Annotated in this window: 13 protein-coding genes; all 13 read right to left on the bottom strand. The window is 32.3% G+C overall.

Going from position 1 to position 24,043, the window contains the following annotated elements; all coding sequences use genetic code 11:
* Nucleotides 1-52: 52 nt before the first annotated feature.
* The 13 genes from FVE72_RS10240 to FVE72_RS10295 all read right to left on the bottom strand — a co-directional run bounded on the left by FVE72_RS10240 (nucleotide 53) and on the right by FVE72_RS10295 (nucleotide 23,826).
* The gene (locus FVE72_RS10240; protein ID WP_146966581.1) at nucleotides 53-625 is read right to left on the bottom strand and encodes a hypothetical protein; all 573 of its coding nucleotides are present in this window, start codon (nucleotides 623-625) and stop codon (nucleotides 53-55) included.
* A gap of 103 nt (nucleotides 626-728) precedes the next feature.
* Nucleotides 729-2,540, bottom strand: coding sequence for a hypothetical protein (locus FVE72_RS10245; protein ID WP_026738251.1), 1,812 nt, complete (start codon nucleotides 2,538-2,540; stop codon nucleotides 729-731).
* A gap of 84 nt (nucleotides 2,541-2,624) precedes the next feature.
* Complete coding sequence (locus FVE72_RS10250) at nucleotides 2,625-3,320, bottom strand: DUF4304 domain-containing protein (RefSeq protein WP_026738252.1); 696 nt, start codon at nucleotides 3,318-3,320, stop codon at nucleotides 2,625-2,627.
* Between the two features lie 29 nt (nucleotides 3,321-3,349).
* The gene (locus FVE72_RS10255; RefSeq protein WP_146966584.1) at nucleotides 3,350-4,432 is read right to left on the bottom strand and encodes a hypothetical protein; all 1,083 of its coding nucleotides are present in this window, start codon (nucleotides 4,430-4,432) and stop codon (nucleotides 3,350-3,352) included.
* A 23-nt stretch (nucleotides 4,433-4,455) separates the two neighbouring features.
* Nucleotides 4,456-4,596: a hypothetical protein gene (locus FVE72_RS11235; RefSeq protein ID WP_154669376.1), complete on the bottom strand. Its 141-nt coding sequence runs from the start codon at nucleotides 4,594-4,596 to the stop codon at nucleotides 4,456-4,458.
* Between the two features lie 69 nt (nucleotides 4,597-4,665).
* Nucleotides 4,666-5,733: a hypothetical protein gene (locus FVE72_RS10260; RefSeq protein ID WP_146966586.1), complete on the bottom strand. Its 1,068-nt coding sequence runs from the start codon at nucleotides 5,731-5,733 to the stop codon at nucleotides 4,666-4,668.
* Nucleotides 5,734-5,824: 91 nt separating this feature from the next.
* On the bottom strand, nucleotides 5,825-6,202 hold the full coding sequence (locus tag FVE72_RS10265) for a DUF5376 family protein (RefSeq protein WP_026738253.1): 378 nt from the start codon (nucleotides 6,200-6,202) through the stop codon (nucleotides 5,825-5,827).
* 27 nt (nucleotides 6,203-6,229) lie between these two features.
* Complete coding sequence (locus FVE72_RS11365) at nucleotides 6,230-8,932, bottom strand: EndoU domain-containing protein (RefSeq protein WP_197734916.1); 2,703 nt, start codon at nucleotides 8,930-8,932, stop codon at nucleotides 6,230-6,232.
* A gap of 92 nt (nucleotides 8,933-9,024) precedes the next feature.
* A complete protein-coding gene (locus FVE72_RS10275) occupies nucleotides 9,025-9,303 on the bottom strand; it encodes a hypothetical protein (protein WP_026738256.1) in 279 nt (92 codons plus the stop codon).
* Complete coding sequence (locus FVE72_RS10280) at nucleotides 9,303-11,156, bottom strand: hypothetical protein (RefSeq protein WP_051411794.1); 1,854 nt, start codon at nucleotides 11,154-11,156, stop codon at nucleotides 9,303-9,305. The genes FVE72_RS10275 and FVE72_RS10280 overlap by 1 nt, the downstream gene beginning before the upstream one ends.
* Nucleotides 11,157-11,237: 81 nt before the next feature.
* Nucleotides 11,238-12,128 carry a hypothetical protein gene (locus FVE72_RS10285; protein WP_036056222.1) on the bottom strand — a complete coding sequence of 297 codons (891 nt, stop codon included), beginning with the start codon at nucleotides 12,126-12,128 and terminating at the stop codon, nucleotides 11,238-11,240.
* A gap of 15 nt (nucleotides 12,129-12,143) precedes the next feature.
* Nucleotides 12,144-15,272, bottom strand: a complete 3,129-nt coding sequence (locus FVE72_RS10290) for a hypothetical protein (protein WP_026738258.1) — start codon at nucleotides 15,270-15,272, stop codon at nucleotides 12,144-12,146.
* 805 nt (nucleotides 15,273-16,077) lie between these two features.
* A complete protein-coding gene (locus FVE72_RS10295) occupies nucleotides 16,078-23,826 on the bottom strand; it encodes a two-partner secretion domain-containing protein (RefSeq protein ID WP_026738260.1) in 7,749 nt (2,582 codons plus the stop codon).
* Nucleotides 23,827-24,043: the final 217 nt, after the last annotated feature.

Consider the following 24,043-nt stretch of genomic DNA (forward strand, 5'->3'; position numbering starts at 1 on the left):
AATTTATTCTTTTATTATCTTCTTTATTTCTATTCTATAATTATAAGAAAAATTACATTTTCCTTCTCTTTCGAGAATTGTATAAACGTGAATATCTGGAATATCTTTTTTTAAAACTATTTTTTATTCTTTTTCTATCCAGATTTTTTTTAAGTTTTTCTATATATGTTGCTATATTTAAGAAAATATAAATAAAAAATGTCCACTTTATTCCATGTACTGAATTTATAAATATTATTCCTTCTATATTCATTAAATCGTCCGAACCTTCTCCGAAAGTATTTATAAAATCTATACTATTCATATATTTTATTTTCCCGTTAAATTTTATTTCCATATCAATATCAGTCAAGTTAAATTTCTCATCGTTTTCCTTATACATGTTTATATAAAAATATCCTCTGCATGCCTTTTTATTCTCTATTTCTTTAATATCATCCCGATATCCGGACTCACTTGTTCCCGGCAAAAATCCTACAATATATTCTCCATTCATCGCTATTTCTTTTATATTATCACAGGAAGGCACTCCTCTATGTTCTCCGAAACCTCTTGAACCGAAATATAATATTATCTTGTTGTCATTTTCCGTTCTGTATAAATCATAAGTATCATTGATTTTCATATATGTGTTTTGTACATATTTTTCTGTTCTTATTGAATGAATGCATATGAGAGAAAATATAACATACGAAATCGTAGCTGAAATTACAAATAAATATAATTGATTATTTTTTCTTTTCTTCATACGGTTCACCTAACTCCTTTAATTTTTTCTTTGCCTCATCTACTCTATCATTCAAATACTTTATGGCTTCATCTTTATTCTTAAAAACACCTTCAAACACTACATGATTTTGATAATTTGTAAGTAAATTATAAGGATTCCCAAGTTCTCTTGAATCTATAAAACCGCCTGCTAAATCAAGTGGCTTTGAAAATTCATCAAATAGTTTGTGTCTTCTTGTTATTTTTACTACTAAACCCTTTTCATTTTTTGAAATATCAATTATAGTCTTACTTATCACGCTTCCGTTTCTATAAGTTATATCTAAGTCCTCTGGAGATAAAATAGCTTTATCTAATCCAAGATTTTTCCCTCCAAAAACATTTTTTTCTCCAATAAAATTTTGTTTTACAACCTCATTTTTTATCTTTCCGCTTACCAAACCTTTTCTATTAAAATGTGAAATTGAACTTTTAAAAACTTCAATATTTGTTTTATACATAGCTATTGTATACGGTTTACTATTTTCAAGTTTTCTAAAACCTTTTGGATCAAAAACATCAACTCTTAAACCTTTTGTTCCATCTTCATCTCTTGACATATACTTGTTTTGAACTTCCTTTGGTAAATAGTAAAATCCAAAATAAGGTGATATAACTGCAATTTTATATGGAGTTTTATAAGAATAATCTGTCAAATCTTTAAGAAAACTGTTACTACCTATTGCATATCTTTTTGTTAATAATTTATGTTCTACAACTCTTGATTTATTAACATTATCCTCCCACATATAATAATAATCCCCCGTAACCTCACTATTAGGATCAAATTGTGCGTACTCAAAGTCATATGGATTTACTTTCTTATCGCTCTTTCCTTTTGTTCTGTCTTCTATTTCTTTATACGCTATCTCTCCTGCTACCGTTCCTTTTTCCTGTCCTTCTCCGTTAGGTTTCGTTCTTCCTCTGTCAAACTCGTCTCTTATCCCCCACTCTCTTCCTATTCCTGCTCTTATCTCGTCTTCATTCGCATTCTCATTTATATAGATTTTTCCTGTTACCTTATCATAAAAGTAATTTATCTCCTGCCCCTGTTCTCTTACCTGAGCTATTCTCTCTTTTATCTTTTCCGGTAAATTAGGGTCATCAGGATTAAATCTTCCCCCTATGCCAAGTCGTTTCTGTACATCAGGATCACTTAAATCTCCTTCTGCTATCAATTTCATATCAGGAGCTGTCTTAAACCTTATTATATTTTCCTTTATCTCTTCATATCTTCGTCTTTCAGGTTCTGATATATCGCTGTTATCATCTCCTCTTAATATATTATCTATTTTCTTTAAGGCTCCTTCTACTGTTGTACTGCCTTCAAGTACTGCTATTCCTACATCTTCTTTAAACTTTGCAGGATGTAATGCATAATCTATAGTTTGACTTTCTACATATACATTTGTACTGCTATGGTCATCTCTTGTTGTTTCATTGGCTTTACTTCTGTCTCTGTTTATAGAGCTTCCTGTTGCACTTCCTATTTCTACATTTCCTATTACTGTATGTCTTGTTATTCCTTCTTTTCTATGATTTTCATTACTTATCCCTGCTCCGCTTGTTCCTATTGAGCCGCCTGTTGTTGTTAAACTGTCATGATTGTATAAGTCTTTTCCTTTGTATTCATTTATCTTCAGTTTTCCGTTTCCTTCTCCTATTATTCCTGCTGTGTTTTCTACTTTCCCTATTGTAAGGTTACTTCCTTCTCCCAAGATAAATGTTGTCTGATTATCTACATAGGCTCTGCCTCCGTTTGGAAAGTTCATGAGGGCTCATTGCCGCCCTCATACTCCCGCTACCCGCGTTCTCCGCTCCTTACGTCGACTCCGAAAATGCGGGGAATCTTTTTATTATTTAATTAACTTTTCTAATCCTAATTCAATCAATGATTGTTTTTCTCTTTCTATAATATATTGATCTATATTTTCTTTACCTTCCTTTAATTTTCTTTCAAGCAATAAAGCTTCGTCTAACACTTTTTTTAACCACTCCTTCTTTTGTCTCTCTTCTTCTGACCAACTTTCCATATATTCTTTTTTCACTTTTTCTACATATTGTAAAATTTCATCATATCTTTTAAATTTTGCCATACTCGCTGCTTGAGTTATATATCTATTTATAATTGTTTGATATGATATTGAAATATATTTCAATATCTCTTTCTCATTATCCATTTTATTAAACCAATTATACAAATCTGTTTGTATTACATTTAACATTTCCTGCATATTTTTTTCCATACTTTCATCGTCTTTTATATCCCACCAATAAGTATAACGGGTATTCATAAATTTTCCTAATCTTAATCCTATCGTTATAGATTCTTTTGTAGCCCCACAGTATATTGGAAGAATAGCACAATTTACATTTAATTCTTCTCGATGTTTCTGAAAATTTAATGTTTCAATCATACCCAGCTTATTTATTCTATAAAAATTTATTGTGCCTTTCTTATAAAATCCATCTTTCTTTAAAGGTTTATCAAAATATTCCCTAAAATTTCTTTTGTATAAGTCATTAAACTCTTTTGTTGTTAATTCTCTCATCTTTATCCTCCTATTTTATTCCATAAATATTATATTTTCTTTTTTATTATTTTATTTGATTTTCTAATTATATCCTCTGTTATTTTTTGTCTTATTTCAGGTGTAATTTTTTGACCTCTTGTATCTATTACAATTTTTTGTGTCGCAGTTTCAGGTAATTCTTCTGCTCTTTTAATTGCCTGTTTTCCTATATTTGAGGTCATACTGTTATAATTTTCTTGATTATAATTCTTTATTTCATATGTTTCCTTTACAATACCGTTTTCTACTACAGAATTTTCAGGTCTTACTGAACCTTTTATTCCATATTTCACATTCTCTCCACCCTTATATGACTCTTGAGTTTCTATCGTTGTATTCGGTTTATCTTTATACATTTCTTTTAAACGGGTAGTGAGTTCAGCTTCTGATTCACTTGCTGTATATCTTTTATTTGGATTACTCTTAGAACTTGCATAATCATTAAGATTTTTACCAATTTCTTCACTATGACCTTTTTCAAATAATGATTTTGAACTGCTACTGTAATATTTTACTCCTGTATTAATTACAGTATTTGCAGCACCTCTACCTGCTTCAAACCCTACTATACTTCCTAAAAATTTGCCAAATTCATTAGCATTTTCTTCGTCTTTTCCATAAAATTTTGTCGCCGATACATCTACTGCTTTTTTATTAAATTCTTTTATTTTGGGATTAATACTTCCCTTTATTTCAGGATACATTTCAGGATAATTATTCTTTATATATTCTGCATCTTTAGTTGAATATTGAGGCTTTCTAATCCCATGAAGCAATTGTTCTTCATTTGTATTTACAGGGGTAGATGTCGCAAAAAATAATGCTGCAACCGGATTAAGTTTTTCAGCGACTCCTATCACTATGCCTAATGGTGTACTTTCTTTTGTTTCCTCCTTAAATCCTGAAATAAAACTTGAAAAATTCTTATTTTTCCCTTCTAATTTATCCAAACGTTTTTTCAAAGCCGCTTTTTCTTCGGGTGTTTTAGATTCTTCTATTTTCTTTTCTACCTTTGATATCTCTCGAATTTTTTGAAGTTTGTTTTTATCTCTTTTTAGATGTTCTTGATCTAATATTCTAAAATCAGCCATAGTAGGAGGCACTTTACAATTAATTAATATTCTTCCACCTTTATAACAAGCTCCTTTTTCATCCCCCACATGTTCACCAAAATCAGCTTTACTGTAATCTTTTCCGTCTGATTTTGTCTGTATCGGTATATTTCCTTCCTCATACGTCTTGTTAAAGAAGTCATTCGTTGCTCTTCCTGTACTTTCCAGTCCTTTTTCTTCCGAACCTTCAGGTACCTTTCTTTGTCTTCCTTCTACTTTCCTATTACATGACTTCCTTCTTCTGTTATCGTTCCTATCAGTCCTGCTCTATCTTGGTTTTCTTTTGCTTCTGTGTTTATTATTATCGTATGTTTTCCGTCTTTTCCTACATACGCTGTTCCTGCCTTTATTTTTCCTGCCTCATCTATTAGTTGCGGTGCTTTATCAGGTGTTGTGAATATTATTTCTATGTCATATCCCAAATCCTTATACGTATCTTTTAATGTCTTTGATATATCTTCCTGAGTCGTTGATTTTCTTAATCTTTCTCCCCCTATATTTTCTATCGTTCTTTGGAGTCTTCCTTCACTTAACTGTCCTAAGAAGTTTCTGTTATCGTCTCCTCTGTCATTTAATGATTCTTTTATTGCTCTTCCTATATCTTTTATCTCATCTTTTGCCTTCCCTAAATCTTCTTTAAACTTTCCAGGATTTAATGCATATTCTATTGTTTGACTCTCTATATTTATGTTTGTACTTTTATGTGTATCTTTCGTTGTTTCATTTGCTTTACTTAAGTCTCTATTTATAGGAGAACCTGTTGCACTTCCTATTTCTACATTTCCTATTACTGTATGTCTTGTTATTCCTTCTTTTCTATGATTTTCATTATTTACGCCTATTCCGTTGACTTTTGCTCCGCCTTTTCCAAAGTCCACTCCTATTGAGCCGCCTGTTGTTGTCAGATTATCGTGATTGTATAAGTCTGTTCCTTTATACTCATTTATCTTCAGTTTTCCGTTTCCTTCTACTCCTATTATTCCTGCTGTGTTTTCTGCTTTCCCTATTGTAAGGTTACTTCCTTCTCCCAAGATAAATGTTGTCTGATTATCTACATAGGCTCTGTTTCCGTTTGTTCTGCTTCCACTTATTGAAGCTGAACTCGGTACTCCGTTTGAGCCTACTCCTATTGTTACTCCACTGCTACTTCCTGTTGTTTTACTTATGTTCTGTTTACTTTCTTCTACAAGGTTTTCTATTGTTCCTGTTACTTTGCCACCTTCCTGATTAAAACCTGATAATCTCATGTTCTTTGTGTTGTTATGGACTTGGAAGTTCATGAGGGGCTTATCGCCGCCCCTCATACTCCCGCTACCCGCGACCTACGCTCCTTTCAGTCGACTTCGGTAATGCGGGAGATTTTTTATTATTTTATTTTTTATAAATGTCATCTGTATCTATTATTTCTTCATAACTGTAATCTTTAATTTCTTTTTCTAAAAATTCTTTCCATTTTGACATAGCATACGTCACCACTTCTCTATCTATATATACTTTATCGGGATAACTTGTATTTGATAACTCAATAGATACAATATTACCTAAAATATCTACATCCCAACCTTCTGAGCCTATAGCACGTTTTTTTACATCTTTATTACCTAAAAATTTAAGCTCATGAACAGCTAATTCTAAATTTGTATCGGCTACGTATTCTGCTAAAAACTCTTCATCATGTTTACCATTAAATGATAAACTACAAGGTTCATATTCATTCAAATATTTTTCGTATTTAAAAATCAATTTCATTTTTAACTTCTCCTATATTCTATTATTCTATTTTATCGGATATACACTTGTAATATTTCCATTTTTATCTATATACCCTCTTACTTCAATCCCTGATGGAGTTCTACCTTTCCATTTATATATCCCCGTCATAGTTTTATTTTTAAAAGCTATGTCTACTTCCACTTTTATTCTATCCGCTGTCCAATGTTCAGGAAACATTGTTGATTTTCCACTATTATTTGACTTAGGAATAAAATTATTAGGATTTTTGGGATCTTGAATTTCAATCTCTGCTTCATAAACTCCACTCGGATATCTCTTGGTTACTTGTTTTACCTTTACATTTCCTAAAGTTGTATGACCCCCTTTTACTTTTCCATTTTTCATTTCTGCATTAATTATATGTCCTTCAAAATTTTCAAATTTAGCTTCAACATTATTCACTCGCTTACTTGCCTGCAAATTAGCAAAATGCTCTTTTTCTCTGTTGTTTATTTTTGCATGTAATTCTTTGTTTATCTCTCTTTTTCCTTGTGAACCACCACTTCCAGTTTCCTGATTTTTACTATTCGCCACTACTGCCGCTTTCTTAGCTTCATACATCGGTCTATAAGTTTGTACGTACTGTGAGGCATATTGCATGCCTTGTCCTGTCATCATATTTAATACATCATAATCATCTTCTCCAAAACCTATAGTTGTCATTGTACTTTTTATAGGATTTATTATTCCTTTGAAACTTCTATTTACATTTGCTTCTTTTCCTGCCTTTAACTTTGCATACTCTTCTCCCGATGTCCCTTTTATTGTATATCCTTCATTTGTAATGCCTTGCAGTATCTTTTGCCCTCCTATAAATGCCTCGTTCCCTCCAAAGCCCACATTTGTTGCTCCTGCTCCTGCTGCTAAACAACCTCCTCCTGCTGTTTCTGCACACGTTCCAATCCCTACTACAAAAGCACTTGCTCCTGCTCCTGCTCTTATTACTCCTCCTGCTCCCTGTGCTGTTCCTTCTATTACCATTCCGACTTTTTCTTCTTTATTCATTTCAGCATATTCTTTTGTTAACCCATATCCTTTTATGAATAAGCCACCACTTGATACACCTCTCCCTGCATTTATATCTCTTCTGAAATCTGTTATTGTCGGGTGAGGTGTAGTGTAATAATAATATTCTTCATTATTTGCCAAATATTTTTCTTCAAACCATTCTTTTGATGCTTTTGCTTTTGGATTTCCCAAACTTTCTTCTATTAAATATTTTCCTTCAAGTGTATTTATAAGTTTAATATTATAATCCTTATACTCACTTCTCAAGTCAGGATTTTTAGATAAATATATTAAATAATCATAGTCTTCTTTACTTACTATTCTTCTTCCTATATATTTTTTACTTATCTCAGCTATTTCTTTATTTTTTTCTTCCTGTTTTTTCCTTTCTTCTTCCTGTCTTTTCTTCGCTTTTTCTGCTTCTGCTGCTTTTCTCTTTTTCTCATTTTTTGCTTTTACTTCCGCCGCTTTTTCTTTTATCGCATTTTTTGATTCTTCTACTGTTTTTTTACGTTTTTCTCCTCCTGCTATTATATTTTTAGTATCTTTTCCAAGAACTTTTCCTGTTTTGCCGAAGGTTTCTACTGCTTTACCTAAACTTCCTTTTATGTCTCCTTTTCTTAATCTTGATCCTGATTCTCCCAATCCTGCAAAAAATTTGTCTATATGAGCTTTTGTAAAGTCTCCACTAACCTCACTGTCAGGATCAAATTGTGCGTACTCAAAGTCATAAGGATTTACTTTCTTATCACTCTTTTCTTTTGTTCTGTCTTCTATTTCTTTATACGCTATCTCTCCTGCGACCGTTCCTTTTTCCTGTCCTTCTCCGTTAGGTTTCGTTCTTCCTCTGTAAAACTCGTCTCTTATCCCCCACTCTCTTCCTATTCCTGCTCTTATCTCATCCTCATCTGCATTCTCATTTATGTATATCTTTCCTGTTACCTTATCATAAAAATAATTTATCTCCTGCCCCTGTTCTCTTACCTGAGCCATTCTCTCTTTTATCTTTTCAGGTAAATTAGGGTCATCAGGGTTAAATCTTCCTCCTATACCAAGCCGTTTCTGTACTTCAGGATCACTTAAATCTCCTTCCGCTATTAACTTCATATCCGGAGCTGTCTTTACCCTTATTATATTTTCCTTTATCTCCTCATATCTTCTCTTTTCTGATTGTGATATGTCGCTGTTATCATCTCCTCTTAATATATTATCTATTTTCTTTAAGGCTCCTTCTACCGTTGCACTTCCTTCAAGTACTGCTATCCCTACATCTTCTTTAAACTTTGCAGGATGCAATGCATAATCTATCGTCTGACTTTCTACATATACATTTGTACTGCTATGGTCATCTCTTGTTGTTTCATTGGCTTTACTTCTGTCTCTGTTTATAGGGCTTCCTGTTGCACTTCCTATTTCTACATTTCCTATTACTGTATGTCGTGTTATGCCTTCTTTTCTATGATTTTCATTACTTATCCCTGCTCCGCTTGTTCCTATTGAGCCGCCTGTTGTTGTTAAACTGTCATGATTGTATAAGTCTTTTCCTTTGTATTCATTTATCTTTAGTTTTCCGTTTCCTTCTACTCCTATTATTCCTGCTGTATTTTCTGCTTTCCCTATTGTAAGGTTACTTCCTTCTCCCAAGATAAATGTCGTCTGATTATCTACATAGGCTCTGCTGCCGTTTGGGAAATTCATGAGGGCTCATTGCCGCCCTCATACTCCCCTCCGCTCCTTACGTCGACTCCGAAAATGCGGGAAATTTTAAATAGATGTATATTATTCATATTTTACATTATTGAACCTATTATTACTGCTCTCATAATAATGTAAAATAATACAAAAATACAAATCCCTTTTATCGTATTTTCTTCTTTTTTAAATTTTTCATCTTCTTTTATAAAAAAAGAAATTATAAATATCAATATGTTTTTTATTATTTCTTCTAATACAACCCATTCAACAACCGTTGGAGTAAAAAACTTTACACCTATTGTTCTTAGTAAAAAAAGCAAAACAAATCCTACAAATACTTTCATTAAGTATTTATTCTTTAATATTTGTTTCATCATCTTACCTTCTTATTAGTATCTAAGATTTTTTTTATTAAATTTTGTCTATCATCATAAAAATTTTTATATTCTTTTATTCGCCACATGTTTTCCTTTAATCGCTTTATATCTGAATAAGTTAATACTCCATTTCTGTGCTGTGACGCTTCTTTATAATATTGATAATCATCTTTTAAACTAAGTCCTACTCCAGCAGCTCCTATTTTCTCACGTTGCTCTTTTGTAGTTGGATCTATACCTTTAGGAGCTGTACCATATTTTTTCCAAAATCCAACATCTGTTATTCCATGTTGAGCAGCATCAATATTAATAGAACCATATGTATAAAAATTATATGTCCCCATATTTTTGGGGTCATTTTTAAGTTGTTCTCCTTTACTATTGACTATAAATTCATATCCATCATCTTGGACATATTTTCTATTTACTTCTTTAAAATTTATTGCTATTTCTCCATTTTTAAATGTTAGATTATGATAAACACTCTCATTTTCTGGGATCATTTTTAACTCCATAGGACTACCATTATTTCTAATTATTTTTATATACGTATTTCCATTTGATTTTGTGTATGGTTTTCCTACCGATTTAACTCTTAAAGTATATTTAGCTTGAAAAAAATAATAATTTATCTCTTCTCTATATGGTCCTTCCTCCTCATATTTTTTCCAATCTACTTTTAATCCAAATATGCTATTTAATTCTCTCTCTATTTCTGTTTTCTTATATGTTGTTCCATCAGATTTTTTTTCTTTCAACAAACTATTATTAAAGAACATAGCTCCCCAACCTTCATTTCTTTTATCCCCCACATGCTCACCAAAATCAGCTTTGCTGTAATCTTTTCCATCTGACTTTGTCTGTATCGGTATATTTCCTTCCTCATATGTCTTGTTAAAGAAGTCATTCGTTGCTCTTCCTGTACTTTCCAGTCCTTTTTCTTCCGAACCTTCAGGTACTTTTCTTTGTCTTCCTTCTACCTTCCCTATTACATGACTTCCTTCTTCTGTTATTGTTCCTATCAGTCCTGCTCTATCTTGGTTTTCTTTTGCTTCTGTGTTTATTATTATCGTATGTTTTCCGTCTTTTCCTACATACGCTGTTCCTGCCTTTATTTTTCCTTTCTCATCTATTAGTTGCGGTGCTTTGTCCGGTGTCGTAAATATAATATTTACATCATATCCTAAATCCTTATACGTATCTTTTAATGTCTTTGATATATCTTCCTGGGTTGTTGACTTTCTTAATCTTTCTCCTCCTATGTTTTCTATCGTTCTTTGAAGTCTTCCTTCACTTAACTGTCCTAAGAAGTTTCTGTTATCATCTCCTCTGTCATTTAATGATTCTTTTATTGCTCTTCCTATATCATTTATCTCGTCTTTTGATTTTCCTAAATCTTCTTTAAACTTTTTAGGATTTGTTGCATACTCTATTGTTTGACTCTCTATATTTATGTTTGTAGTTCTATGTGTATCTTTTGTTGTTTCATTAGCTTTGCTTCTGTCTCTGTTTATAGGGCTTCCTGTTGCACTTCCTATTTCTACATTTCCTATTACTGTATGTCGTGTTATGCCTTCTTTTCTATGGCTTTCATTGTTTACACCTACTCCATTGACTTTTGCTCCGCCTTTTCCAAAGTCCACTCCTATTGAGCCGCCTGTTGTCGTTAGATTATCGTGATTGTATAAGTCTGTTCCTTTGTATTCATTTATCTTTAGCTTTCCGTTTCCTTCTACTCCTATTATTCCTGCCGTATTTTCCACTTTCCCTATTGTAAGGTTACTTCCTTCTCCTAAGATAAATATTGTCTGATTATCTACATAGGCTCTGCTTCCGTTTGGGAAGTTCATGAGGGCTCATTGCCGCCCTCATACTCCCGCTACCCGCGACCTTCGCTCCTTTCAGTCGACTTCGGTAATGCGGGTTGTCCCTCATTCCACTGGTCTAAATGGCCAACTAAATGTCCATTTTCTCCACTCCTCTTGAGTTATCGTTGCTAAACTAAACGCTTTCATAAATTCATATGGATCTTCATATCTTTCTAATGGTGTATTATCTATAAGCTCTTTCGGAGCTACCTCATAATCTATTTCTAAATCATACCTATGATACATAGCTATCTTTGCATAGATTATTACAAACATATGTAAATAAAAGTCATAATTCGGATTCAAATCATACATTAACTTTTTTGCAAGTCTCGGCTCCATCATTAATTCTATCGCTTCTTTCATTTTTTCTTTGTTTCCCTCTGATAACGCTTTTAAAAACAACTGTCCTGTATAAAAATATACATAATGTTTACTTTCCTTGCACTCCTTCAAATATGCTTCACTTCTTTTTCCTACTTCTTCCATATCCCCTTTTATTGCTAACAAAACATTTCTTAATATAAACAAGCTTATTTTACTATTAATCATCATATTTTTATATACTCTTTTCATTTCATCATAATCATTTGGGGTTATTACTTCCAAATTATTCATTAGAAATTCTATAAAGTCTCTATTATTTGATTCCATTAGTACAAATAAATCGCCAACTCCTCGAACAAATCTTTCTCGAACTTTTTGACCCAAAAGCCTTAGTTTTGCTGATATATAGGAATTTAATCTATGTGTTTTTATATCTTTTTCTATCAATAAATTTTTAGATGACATTTCTTCATAATCTATTGATAAACTATACATACACCATAGTTGATCTCCTACTCTATTTTGAATATATTCAAGACTTTCTTTTTCTGACTTTTTATCAATTCCACTAACTAAAATATGACGTAATCCTCTTTCATATTTTGTTTTTCCTGCTACTACATTCACTCTTATCACTCTCCGTTATTTATTTTTTATTATTACGGGTACTATTTTTAATTCTCCTGTATCTTTGTCTATTACTGTTACTCCCGTTCTTAATTTATCGTATTTTCTAGCTTGTTCAATTAATTTTCTTGTAGGACTATCCTTATCAAGTTTCATTAAAACATTATCTACCCATTCAGATGATAATTGTCTTGTTCCACCTACTCCCTTATTAGATAAATTCACAGTTCCTTTATTAGAGAGCTGCTTACTTTCCAGTATCCATACTTCTCCTGTCTTCTCGTCCTTTATCACATGGTCAAAACCATTATTTGAACCATATTTCCCCTCATATACCGTTATATTCGGGTCTTTTTCAAATGCTGTGTTAAATACTTTTTCCGTTATCCTTCCACTACTGTCTTCTCCTCTCATTACAGTCTTTACATCTTTTGATACTTCAGATGGTGTATTTAAAGTTTGTGAATGTTTATTTACATTTTTTGAACCTATCTTATTAGAAGTCAATGGTGTTTCTGTATATTTTAAATCTCCAAGTCCTGAACTATATTCTGTATTTTTTAAATTTTCATTACCCCCTGAAGATTTATAGTTAAATGATTTTTCTTTATTATTTGAATAATTACTCTCAAATGAATTATTCTCTTTATAATCATTTTTAACAGGCTTCTTTAATACTATCTCTTCTGTTTGAATTTTTGTTGCTTCTATTGTACTTTTTTCTATTATTTCAGGATTTACTTTAGGATTTTCTTTTGGTATTACCTTTATTGTATATGTTATTCCTCCTGATTTATCTTCTTTTACACTGTTAGTTACATCTCTCATAGGCTTTTTACCTGAGTTAGAACTTATCGGTTTTATATTTGTATTATTTTGTATTTTTGTTTCTTTCGGAACTTCTAAAACTCCTTCTGAATTTTCAACTAATACTATATCTTGTGGCTTTCCTTTCGTACTTGAAGATTCATTTTTGGTATGAGAAACTTCATTTTTAGCTCTTACATTACTATTTCCATTCCCTAATATCACTGCTCTCTTAGCTTCATACATCGGTCTATAAGTTTGTACGTACTGTGAGGCATATTGCATGCCTTGTCCTGTCATCATATTTAATACATCATAATCATCTTCACCAAAACCTATAGTTGTCATTGTACTTTTTATTGGATTTATTATTCCTTTAAAACTTCTATTTACATTTGCTTCTTTTCCTGCCTTTAACTTTGCATACTCTTCTCCCGGTGTCCCTTTTATTGTATATCCTTGATTTGTAAAGCCTTGAAGTATTTTTTGTCCGCCCATAAATGCCTCATTCCCTCCAAAGCTTACATTTGCTGCTCCTGCTCCTGCTGCTAAACATCCTCCTCCTGCTGTTTCCACACACGTTCCAAGACCTATACCAACTGCACTTGCTCCTGCTCCCGCTCTTATTACTCCTCCTGCTCCCTGTGCTGTTCCTTCTATTACCATTCCGACTTTTTCTTCTTTATTCATTTCAGCATATTCTTTTGTTAACCCATATCCTTTTATGAATAAGCCGCCACTCGATATCCCTCTTCCTGCATTTATATCTCTTCTGAAATCTGATATTGTCGGTTGTGGTGTAGTGTAATAATAATATTGTTCATTATTTGCTAAATATTTTTCTTCAAACCATTCTTTTGATGCTTTTGCTTTTGGATTTCCCAGACTTTCTTCTATTAAATATTTTCCTTCAAGTGTATTTATAAGTTTAATATTATAATCCTTATACTCACTTCTCAAGTCAGGATTTTTAGATAAATATATTAAATAATCATAGTCTTCTTTACTTACTATTCTTCTTCCTATATATTTTTTACTTATCTCAGCTATTTCTTTATTTTTTTCTTCCTGTTTTTTCCTTTCTTCTTCCTGTCTTTTCTTCGCTTTTTCTGCTTCTGCTGCTTTTCTCTTTTTCTCATTTCTTGCCTTTACTTCTGTTGCTTTTTCTTTTATCGCATTTTTTGATTCTTCTATTGTTTTCTTTCGCTTATCTCCTCCTGCTATTACATTTTTAGTATCTTTTCCAAGAACTTTTCCTGTCTTGCCAAAGGTTTCTGCTACTTTACCTAAACCTCCTTTTATGTCTCCTTTTCTTAATCTTGCTCCCGCTTCTCCCAGTCCTGCAAAAAATTTATCTATATGAGCTTTTGTAAAGTCCCCACTAACCTCACTATCAGGATCAAATTGTGCGTACTCAAAGTCATATGGATTTACTTTCTTATCGCCCTTTCCTTTTGTTCTGTCTTCTATTTCCTTATACGCTATCTCTCCTGCGACCGTTCCTTTTTCCTGTCCTTCTCCGTTAGGTTTCGTTCTTCCTCTGTCAAACTCGTTTCTTATACCCCACTCTCTTCCTATTCCTGCTCTTATCTCATCCTCATCTGCATTCTCATTTATGTATATCTTTCCTGTTACCTTATCGTAAAAGTAATTTATCTCCTGTCCTTGTTCTCTTACCTGAGCTATTCTGTCTTTTATCTTTTCAGGTAAGTTAGGATCATCTGGATTAAATCTTCCTCCTATCCCAAGCCGTTTCTGTACTTCAGGGTCACTTAAATCTCCTTCTGCTATTAACTTCATATCTGGAGCTGTCTTTACCCTTATTATATTTTCCTTTATCTCTTCATATCTTCTCTTTTCTGATTGTGATATGTCGCTGTTATCATCTCCTCTTAATATATTATCTATTTTCTTTAAGGCTCCTTCTACCGTTGCACTGCCTTCAAGTACTGCTATCCCTACATCTTCTTTAAACTTTGCAGGATGTAATGCATAATCTATAGTTTGACTTTCTACATATACATTTGTACTGCTATGGTCATCTCTTGTTGTTTTATTGGCTTTACTTCTGTCTCTGTTTATAGGGCTTCCTGTTGCACTTCCTATTTCTACATTTCCTATTACTGTATGTCTTGTTATTCCTTCTTTTCTATGATTTTCATTACTTATTCCCGCTCCGCTTGTTCCTATTGAGCCGCCTGTTGTTGTTAAACTGTCATGATTGTATAAGTCTTTTCCTTTGTATTCATTTATCTTTAGTTTTCCGTTTCCTTCTACTCCTATTATTCCTGCTGTATTTTCTGCTTTCCCTATTGTAAGGTTACTTCCTTCTCCCAAGATAAATGTTGTCTGATTATCTACATAGGCTCTGCTTCCGTTTGTTTGGCTGTAGTTTACACTTCCTCCTGTAGGTACTCCTTTGGAGCTTAGATTTACATTTATTCCACTGCTGCTTCCTGTTGTTCTGCTTATGTTCTGTTTACTTTCCTCTACAAGGTTTTCTATACTCCCTGTTACTTTGCCACCTTCCTGAAGTCTATGAGGGGCTCATTGCCGCCCCTCATACTCCTGCTACCCGCTTTCTACGCTCCTTACGTCGACTCCGAAAATGCGGGAATTTTTTTAATGATTTCTATTCAAGCATTTTTATAGAAGTACATTCATTTTCTCTACCTGTTAAATATTTTTAACGCAAAAATTAAGATATTTCAATTTTGATCTTTCATTATATCAATAATTTTATATAATTCTTGTTTTCTAAAATCATAAACTCTATTATAACTTTTCACGAAAGAAAAAAATGTAAAAAACAGCATAATTAATAATATTATTAAACATCCTTTTTTATAATTTTTAAAAGCACAATATAATAATATTATATACATAATTATGTATATATACATGCATATATATATTTTATAAATTTCTAAGTAATATATATTCGGTAATATTAATATAAATAATAAAAAACTAAATAAATTTATTAGCAATATTCTATTTCTATATTTTATATCAAACAAAATACGAAATGTTATTATTATATTAAAAACAAATAATATAAATTGCTCATAAATATCACTTCCTGAAAATAAAATTATACAAAATATCCACAATAATAAGAGCATAATTCCTTTTTTTAATACTAAAACCATTTTTCTCTCCAAGCTCCTCCAATCTTCATATATTTCTTCAATATTTTCTTCATGTTTATATTATTACTTCTATCTCTTCCCTTATATTCTAATTCAAACTTAAATTCTTTAGCTTTTTTTTCATTAACTAATTTTTTCATAGCGGAATCTTCAAAATTAATTGAAACATTTTTTAACCCTGTTTTTTCTTCAATTAATTTCTCATCAAACTTAACATTTTTATTGAGCATTCTTATTTTTCCAGGATGCCAGTCATACATATCTTCTATTGAATATTTGACATTCGATATTTCTATACTCACATTCTCTTGATCAATCTTCTTTACTTTAACTTTTGCTTCTGTTTTCAATATTGTAGCACCAAATGTGAAAAAAAAGTCTGCTGCTTTTTTTATATCTTCTTTTTCGGATATTTTAACAGATGTTTTCCAATAATCATTGAATTCTATAGATTCGCCTATTTTCATTTTATCAAATCCTCCATAGTCTTTATTTATTTTATCAAGTGCTACTAATGGTGTTCCTTTAAATCCTGAGAACCATTCTCCACCCTCACTTTTTCCTGACTCTATGGAAAAAAATCTATTAATATTTCTCTGCTCTGCTTTTTTTACATCATCATAACCTCTATACCATTCTTCATCAATTTTCAATGATGTTCCTTTATTATTTAAAAAATGTTCCAAAGCTTCTGCTGAATGAATCAATCCCTGTTTTTTAGATTCTAATATATATTCTCTAGAATTCCTTATTATTTCTTCTGCACTCATTTTTCCTAGTAACTTATATTCTTTATCTCCAACATGTTCACCAAAATCAGCTTTACTGTAATCTTTTCCATCTGACTTTGTCTGTATCTGTATATTTCCTTCCTGATACGTCTTATTAAAGAAGTCATTCGTTGCTCTTCCCGTACTTTCCAACCCTTTTTCTTCCGAACCTTCTGGTACTTTTCTTTGTCTTCCTTCTACTTTTCCTATTACATGACTGCCTTCTTCTGTTATCGTTCCGATTAACCCTGCTCTGTCTTGGTTTTCTTTTGCTTCTGTGTTTATTATTATCGTATGTTTTCCGTCTTCTCCTACATACGCTGTTCCTGCCTTTATTTTTCCTTTCTCATCTATTAGTTGCGGTGCTTTGTCCGGTGTCGTAAATACTATATTTATATCATAGCCTAAGTCTTTGTAAGTATCTTTTAGTGTCTTTGATATATCTTCCTGGGTTGTTGATACTTTCAGTCTTTCTCCTGCTATGTTTTCTATGGTTCTTTGTATTCTTGTCTCACTTAACTGTCCTAAGAAGTTTCTGTTATCATCTCCTCTGTCATTTAATGATTCTTTTATTGCTCTTCCTATATCTCCTATCTCGTCTTTTGCTTTCCCTATATCTTCTTTAAGTTTTGAAGGGTTTGTTGCATAATCTATTGTCTGTCCTTCTATATACACATTTGTACTGCTGTGGTCATCTCTTGTTGTTTCATTGGCTTTACTTCTGTCTCTGTTTATAGGGCTTCCTGTTGCACTTCCTATTTCTACATTTCCTATTACTGTATGTCGTGTTATGCCTCCTTTTCTATGGCTTTCATTGTTTACGCCTATTCCATTGACTTTTGCTCCGCCTTTTCCAAAGTCCACTCCTATTGAGCCACCTGTTGTTGTTAAGTTATCATGATTATGTAAATCTTTTCCTTTGTATTCATTTATCTTTAGTTTTCCGTTTCCTTCCACTCCTATTATTCCTGCCGTATTTTCCACTTTCCCTATTGTAAGGTTACTTCCTTCTCCCAAGATAAATGTTGTCTGATTATCTACATAGGCTCTGCTTCCATTCGTTCTGCTTCCGCTTATTGAAGCTGAACTCGGTACTCCGTTTGAACCTATCCCCAGTGTTACTCCACTGCTACTTCCTGTTGTTTTACTTATGTTCTGTTTACTTTCTTCTACAAGGTTTTCTATTGTTCCTGTTACTTTGCCACCTTCCTGATTAAAGCCACTCAGTCTCATATTTTTTGTGCCGTTATGAACTTCTTCTACATTCGTAAATCTTCCATTCTGATACAGTGTTTCTTCTGTATTCATATTACTTCTTGTTACTGATACACTTCCACCGTTGCCTGTCGTCTGTATTTTATGTCCGTATCCTACTGTTGCTCCTGCACTTATTCCGAAACCTTTTGAATTACTGCTGTAACTGTTATGTAACTCTACTGCTTCTTTATTGATATTTTCTACATCATTATAGATGAATTTTGTATCTTTTGCCTGTGTTCCTATGTAGTTTATGTTCTTTACGTTATTATACGTTATGCTTGACTCTTCGTTAATGCCTTTTATTGTCGTTACTACTGCACTTTCTTCATGAGAGTTTGTTTCACTTTTTGATGTATTAAATCCTACATCCAATCCTATATTCGCATAGAAGTTGTTATTTGCCGAAGCATCTTTTACTCCCTGTTTTCCTACACTTCCATTTTTATCGTAGTTTCTTTGTCTGTTTCCTTGATTTCCTGCAAGGCCATGTACAGTACCGGTCATAAAGTTTACAGCATTTACTGCTCCTCCTACTGTATCTCCTTTTTTTATCTGATCTACTGCTTCTTTTGCCTGTTTTACTCTGTCAAGGGCTGGACTTTTTACACTTGCTGTTACTCCTATATAGCTGCTCTTTGAGGTTGTCGATACATCTCTTGTGTCTTTTCTTGCTCCGTATGTTACATCTCCGTTATTTATTTCTATCTTTCCATGCTCAAAGTCTGTCGCTGTTATCTCTGCTCCGTTATTTAAAGTCGTATTATGTCCTACATGCAGACTTGATTTTGCATTTATTGTGCTTTTTTCATCATATGTATTTTTACTCTTTCCGTATCCTGCACTTACACTCGTTCCCTTTGCACTTGCACTGAAGCCGCTTTTCTTTTCTTCATTATAGTAAGTATTATGCAACTCTCTTGAGTCTGTTGTTACTTTTCCTCCTACAAAGCTGTTATCTCCTATATAGATATTACTTCCTATGCCTGTTACTGTTCCTGATATATTTGCATTTTCACCTATCTTAAAGTTACTTGCTGCATTTTCTTCTGTATGACTTTGGGTAAAGCTGCTTTCTCTATAGCCTAATCCTTTCTGTCCTGTTCTTTTCTCTACATCATATTCGTTTACTGCTGATTCTGCTTTTACATTGCCTACCTTCAGTCCTTTTCCGTCTTCTACTACAAAAGCTGACCCTTTAAGGTTTATATCTCCTACTTTTCCTGTTGCTTTTTCTGCTACTATTCCAGACCCTATATGTTCTTTTGACTTATATGTTTGATAGTTACTGCTGTTTCTTCCGAATCTGTCATCTCCATTTAGTTCAAGGGCATTTTCATTTATATTGCCTGTTAATTGTAACTCAAGATTTTTTGTCGCTAATGCTCCTCCTGTGCTGTTGTAATTGTTTGCCTCAAGATAAACTGCCGATCCTGATATTTCTCCTATATTTCCCAGTTCTTCGTATTTACTTCTGAAGTTTTCTCCCAAGTCATAACCTTTTGTTACTTTTGTTCCGTTGTTTATTATATCTCCGTTTTTAGCTATTAATTCAGTTCTTTCTACTGATACTATTTTTCCGCCTATATTTTCTATATTGCCTTCTAAAGCTGTTACTCTTACTTGTCTTCCTGTTATTTCTGCTCTTTCATTTGCTACTGTTTCATTTCTTACTTTATTTGCCTTTACTAATGTTACTCCTGTTGTCGAACCTATTTTAAGTCCTTTATTTTCATAGTCTCCTTTTATATTTACCAATGTATAGTCGGTCCCGTACATTTTACTTCTTCCGTCTACTTCCAGTTTTTCTATTGTTGCTTTTGATAAATATATTTTAGGTACTAATGTCTTTTTACCGTTTAATGTTTCATATTCATACCATATTATATCATTTTTTAAGTTATTTATCTGGTCTTTTGTTAAAGCTACTCCCTGTCTTAACTGTAAGTCTTTTTTCGCTGTTGTTGCATTATCTATCAGTTGTTTTGTCAACTTTTCTCCTGACAGTCCGTTTATGTATCTTGTTCCCAGTTTTTCCATTAATGTCTGTTCTATCAGCATATTATCATAATATGCATCTCCCAACAGTTTTACTCTGTCCCAGTCTTCCACATAACCCATTCTGCTTAGGAAGTAATCTCCTCCATAGTAGTTTCCTCTTGTTATGAACTCTGTTCTGTTTTCTATTACATATCTTGAACTCGGATCTGTTGAAGGAACATAAAGACTCCCTATATTTATTCCATTTCTTTGGCTTATTCCTGTGTTGCCGGTGTTTATTCCCGATATATTTATCGGGATTATACCAGTATTCTTTACTTCTGTTATTCCTGATATATTTTTTACTATTTCTATATTCTGTTTATCTACATTTTTTGAATATGTAGGATTTGTACTTAGTTTTCCTTTGGCTTCTTCATAAGATTCTCCTACTATCTTGCTTGTATCTACCGACAGTATCTTTCCTTCTATTACACTTGGTTGTCCTGCTACATAAGCTGTTCTTATTGTAGGAGATAGGAATCTGTAATATCCCACATAATATGTCGATTTCTTACTGTGTTTGCTTTTATGATACCACCACTTTAAGTTCTCCATTCCGTCTCTTAACTGTACGGGATTATTTGTATCTATTGTTACTCTGTTTACTATTTTCGGTGCATCTACTTTTGTTAAGCCGTCTGATGATATTATTCCGTCTATATTGTTTACTTCTCCTGTGGAAGTTATTTTTACATCTCCTCCTGATATTACCGCAAACTCTGTCTGTGCTTCACTTTCTATTTTATTTACAAGGGGTATTATCGGAAATTCTGCTGAATTTAACATTATTCCGTCTTCATTTGCACGCATTCTGTTTTTTACTATATCTTCCATATTCTTTGCTATGTAAGACGGCTCTTCAGGTTTTTTCAATCCTGTAAGCCAATTATGAAACACCTGCCATTTATCCCCTTCATTACTCGGATCTGCATAATAGTTTCGCTCCCAGCTTCCAGGCTGATTTCTTTGCATCATCTTCGTTTCATCCGTATATATTGTTCCGTCCCATGCTTCCCAATACTTTTTATACTTTGTCAGATCTCCCGCTTTTCCTATGTTATTTACTACATTTGCCGTTATGTCTACTAATCTGCTTCCCTTTATTTTACCCACTTTATTATCTACTGTTGCGGCAGTTAAGTTTATTTTTCCCTGAGATAATATTTCAGCTCCGTTATTTACTATACTTTCACTTGCATTGGCTGTAAGTTCGTTTGTTGTAAATATTGTTTTGCCTTTTGCATTTATTATATTTTTCCCTTTTAATGTCAGGTCATTTGCTGCGATTAAGTCATTATTTTCTATATTTTCTGTTGCTGTTATATTTCCTTTGCCTGTTTCCACTTTCTTATTATTTACAAACGTTTTTGATGTTGCTGTAAGTTCATTGGCGTTTATCTTGTTATCATTTCTTATCGTATTTGTTGCGTTTATTATTCCTTTTCCTACTGAAATGATATTTTCATTCACAAAGTCTGTCGTTGTTGAAGTATATTCATTAGCAGATATTTCTCCTTTATTTTCTGTTATCCCTGTTGCTTCGGTTATTAATTTATCTGCTTCTATCTTATTTTTATTTATTATGTTCTGCGAAGAGACTGCTATATCATTTCCAATTATTAAACCGTTATTTGTTACATCTTTTATTGCCGTAACATCTGCTTTTACTACTGTCATTTTATTATTATTTATTAAATTTTCAGTTTTTAACGTTAAATCATTTGAAGCTATTTCATTATTATTTATTATATTTTTATTTATATTGATTTTAGCTTTATCTGTTGATATTTTCCCATCGTTATTTACATTGTCAGCTTTCAATGTTAAGTTATCCACTGCCAATGTTCCTTTATTTTCAAAGTTTTTCTGTATATCAAAATCGGCAGATTTGGAATCTGTCTTTTCGTTATTCACAAAACTTTCGACTTTTATTTTCGCTTCATTTGAAGTCAGTTTCTTACTTGTTACATTTTTTGAATCTATAATTATTTTATTCGCCTTTATTTCATTACTTGATATATCTTTTGAGGATATATTAAGATTCTCTGCCAAGATGTTTCCTTTATTATTTATATTATTGCTTATTGCAAGACTTATATTCTGTCCTTCTATGGAGTTTGAATCAAGATTTTCGGCTTTTATTTTTGCAGTATTTGAATATATTATATTACTGTCGATATTTTTTGTTGCATTCAAGTTAAGTTCATCTGAAATAATTTCATTATTTTTAATATCCCCGGTATTTACATTTACCTTACTTCCTGTTATATTTCCTGTATTTATTATATTTCGGGATATATCAAGGTTTATATTTCGGCTTTTCAATTTATCGGTTGTAAGGTTTATTCCTTTTATCTCTGTATTGCCGGCTTCTATTTTATTACTTGATATTGTTTCGCTGTTTATTTTCAGGTTATCTGCTGTTATCCCGTTACTGTTTAAACTTTTGGAATTAATATCAAGATTATTTGCAAGGATATTTCCTATATTATTTATGTTATTACTTATTGCAAGGCTTATATTCTGTCCTTCCATTACATTTGTTTTCAGGTTATTCCCCGTTATATTTACACTGTTTGCTGATATTTTGTTACTTTCTGTATTTCCTGTATTAAGTGTAAGGTTTCCTGCTGTAAGTTCGCTATTTTTAAAGTTTGATGATGATATATTTACATTTTGAGCTGTTATTTCTTTTCTGTTTTCATAGTCTTTTGCTGTTATATTCAGATTATTTGCATTTATTTTGTCTGTTTTCAGGTCTTCTGTTTGTATTTCCGCGTTTTTTGATATGATTTCTTTTATATCTGCATTACCGTTTATTTTCATTCTTATATCATTTTCCGATAATACACTTGATTTTAAGTTTACTCCTATCCCTTTTTCTGTCGATATGATGTTTACCTGTCCGTTTGAATAGATTGAGCCTAATGCTCCTCCGTTTAATGATAATGCAGGTTTATTATCTGCTGTTATTATGGGTGTTACTATTCCTGCAAGATTTACTTCATTCTGCCCCAGTATTATATTTACATCTTTCTGTCCTACTATTTTTCCTGCCAGTTCCTGTGTTCTTGTTATTATATCTACTCTTTCTACATTTGATATATCGAGTCCTTTTTCCCCTATTATTACTTTTCCGTCTCTTGTTGTAAAGGACACAACATCTCCATCCTGTATATTTATCTTTCCTGTTACAAGGGCTGCTCGATTTACATTTATGAATCCTCCTCCGTTTACATATATTCCGTTCTCATTTGCAATAAAAAGATTTATCGGTCTTGGTGATAATGCCGATATGTAGCCTTCTATTTCACTTCTGTTTGCTCCTGTCACTTTAAATACTACTGTTCTTGCTTCCTGTCCTGGTCTTAGGTTAGGATTTGGATTTACTATTCCTGATAAGTGTCCTCTTCCCACTCCTGTATTATTTAATATTTCGACTCCCCTTTGGTCTACGTTGAATTCTTTAAAGGAGTTTACGGAAGTTCCTTTATCTGTAGGTGTGGATATATTTATTACAGGTACTCCGTTTGGAGCTCTGTCCACATTTACATTTTGAGGAACATTAGGGTCCACTTCTATTCCTGCCCCGAATATATTAAAGGACATAAAAAGACTTAATAGAAGTGCTGCTATTACTCTATTTAATTCCTTTCTTATTTCTTTCATAATTTTCTCCTTTCGTGTTTCATATATCTTCCTTTTTTACAAAAAAGGAAGCGAAAAAATTTGGCAACTCATATTTTACAGACTCAAAAATGTTCGTTCGCTATGAAAACAAAATAGTTGTTTTCATTTTACGCTCACTATCACATTTTTCACGTTGTAAAATCTGAATGTTGCAATTACAAATGTTTTCTTCTCTCCGACATTAAAATTTCACTTC

The sequence above is a fragment of the Pseudoleptotrichia goodfellowii genome (genome assembly GCF_007990505.1).
GTDB lineage: Bacteria > Fusobacteriota > Fusobacteriia > Fusobacteriales > Leptotrichiaceae > Pseudoleptotrichia > Pseudoleptotrichia goodfellowii.

Coding starts and splice junctions, on each gene's coding strand:
- FVE72_RS10275 (WP_026738256.1), bottom strand. CDS start 9,303: ATGAAACAAATATTAAAGAATAAATACTTAATGAAAGTATTTGTAGGA.
- FVE72_RS11235 (WP_154669376.1), bottom strand. CDS start 4,596: ATGACTTCTTTAACAAGACGTATGAGGAAGGAAATATACCGATACAGA.
- FVE72_RS10265 (WP_026738253.1), bottom strand. CDS start 6,202: ATGAAATTGATTTTTAAATACGAAAAATATTTGAATGAATATGAACCT.
- FVE72_RS11365 (WP_197734916.1), bottom strand. CDS start 8,932: ATGAATTTCCCAAACGGCAGCAGAGCCTATGTAGATAATCAGACGACA.
- FVE72_RS10255 (WP_146966584.1), bottom strand. CDS start 4,432: ATGGCTGATTTTAGAATATTAGATCAAGAACATCTAAAAAGAGATAAA.
- FVE72_RS10240 (WP_146966581.1), bottom strand. CDS start 625: ATGAAAATCAATGATACTTATGATTTATACAGAACGGAAAATGACAAC.
- FVE72_RS10245 (WP_026738251.1), bottom strand. CDS start 2,540: ATGAACTTTCCAAACGGAGGCAGAGCCTATGTAGATAATCAGACAACA.
- FVE72_RS10260 (WP_146966586.1), bottom strand. CDS start 5,733: ATGAACTTCCAAGTCCATAACAACACAAAGAACATGAGATTATCAGGT.
- FVE72_RS10295 (WP_026738260.1), bottom strand. CDS start 23,826: ATGAAAGAAATAAGAAAGGAATTAAATAGAGTAATAGCAGCACTTCTA.
- FVE72_RS10250 (WP_026738252.1), bottom strand. CDS start 3,320: ATGAGAGAATTAACAACAAAAGAGTTTAATGACTTATACAAAAGAAAT.
- FVE72_RS10280 (WP_051411794.1), bottom strand. CDS start 11,156: ATGAACTTCCCAAACGGAAGCAGAGCCTATGTAGATAATCAGACAATA.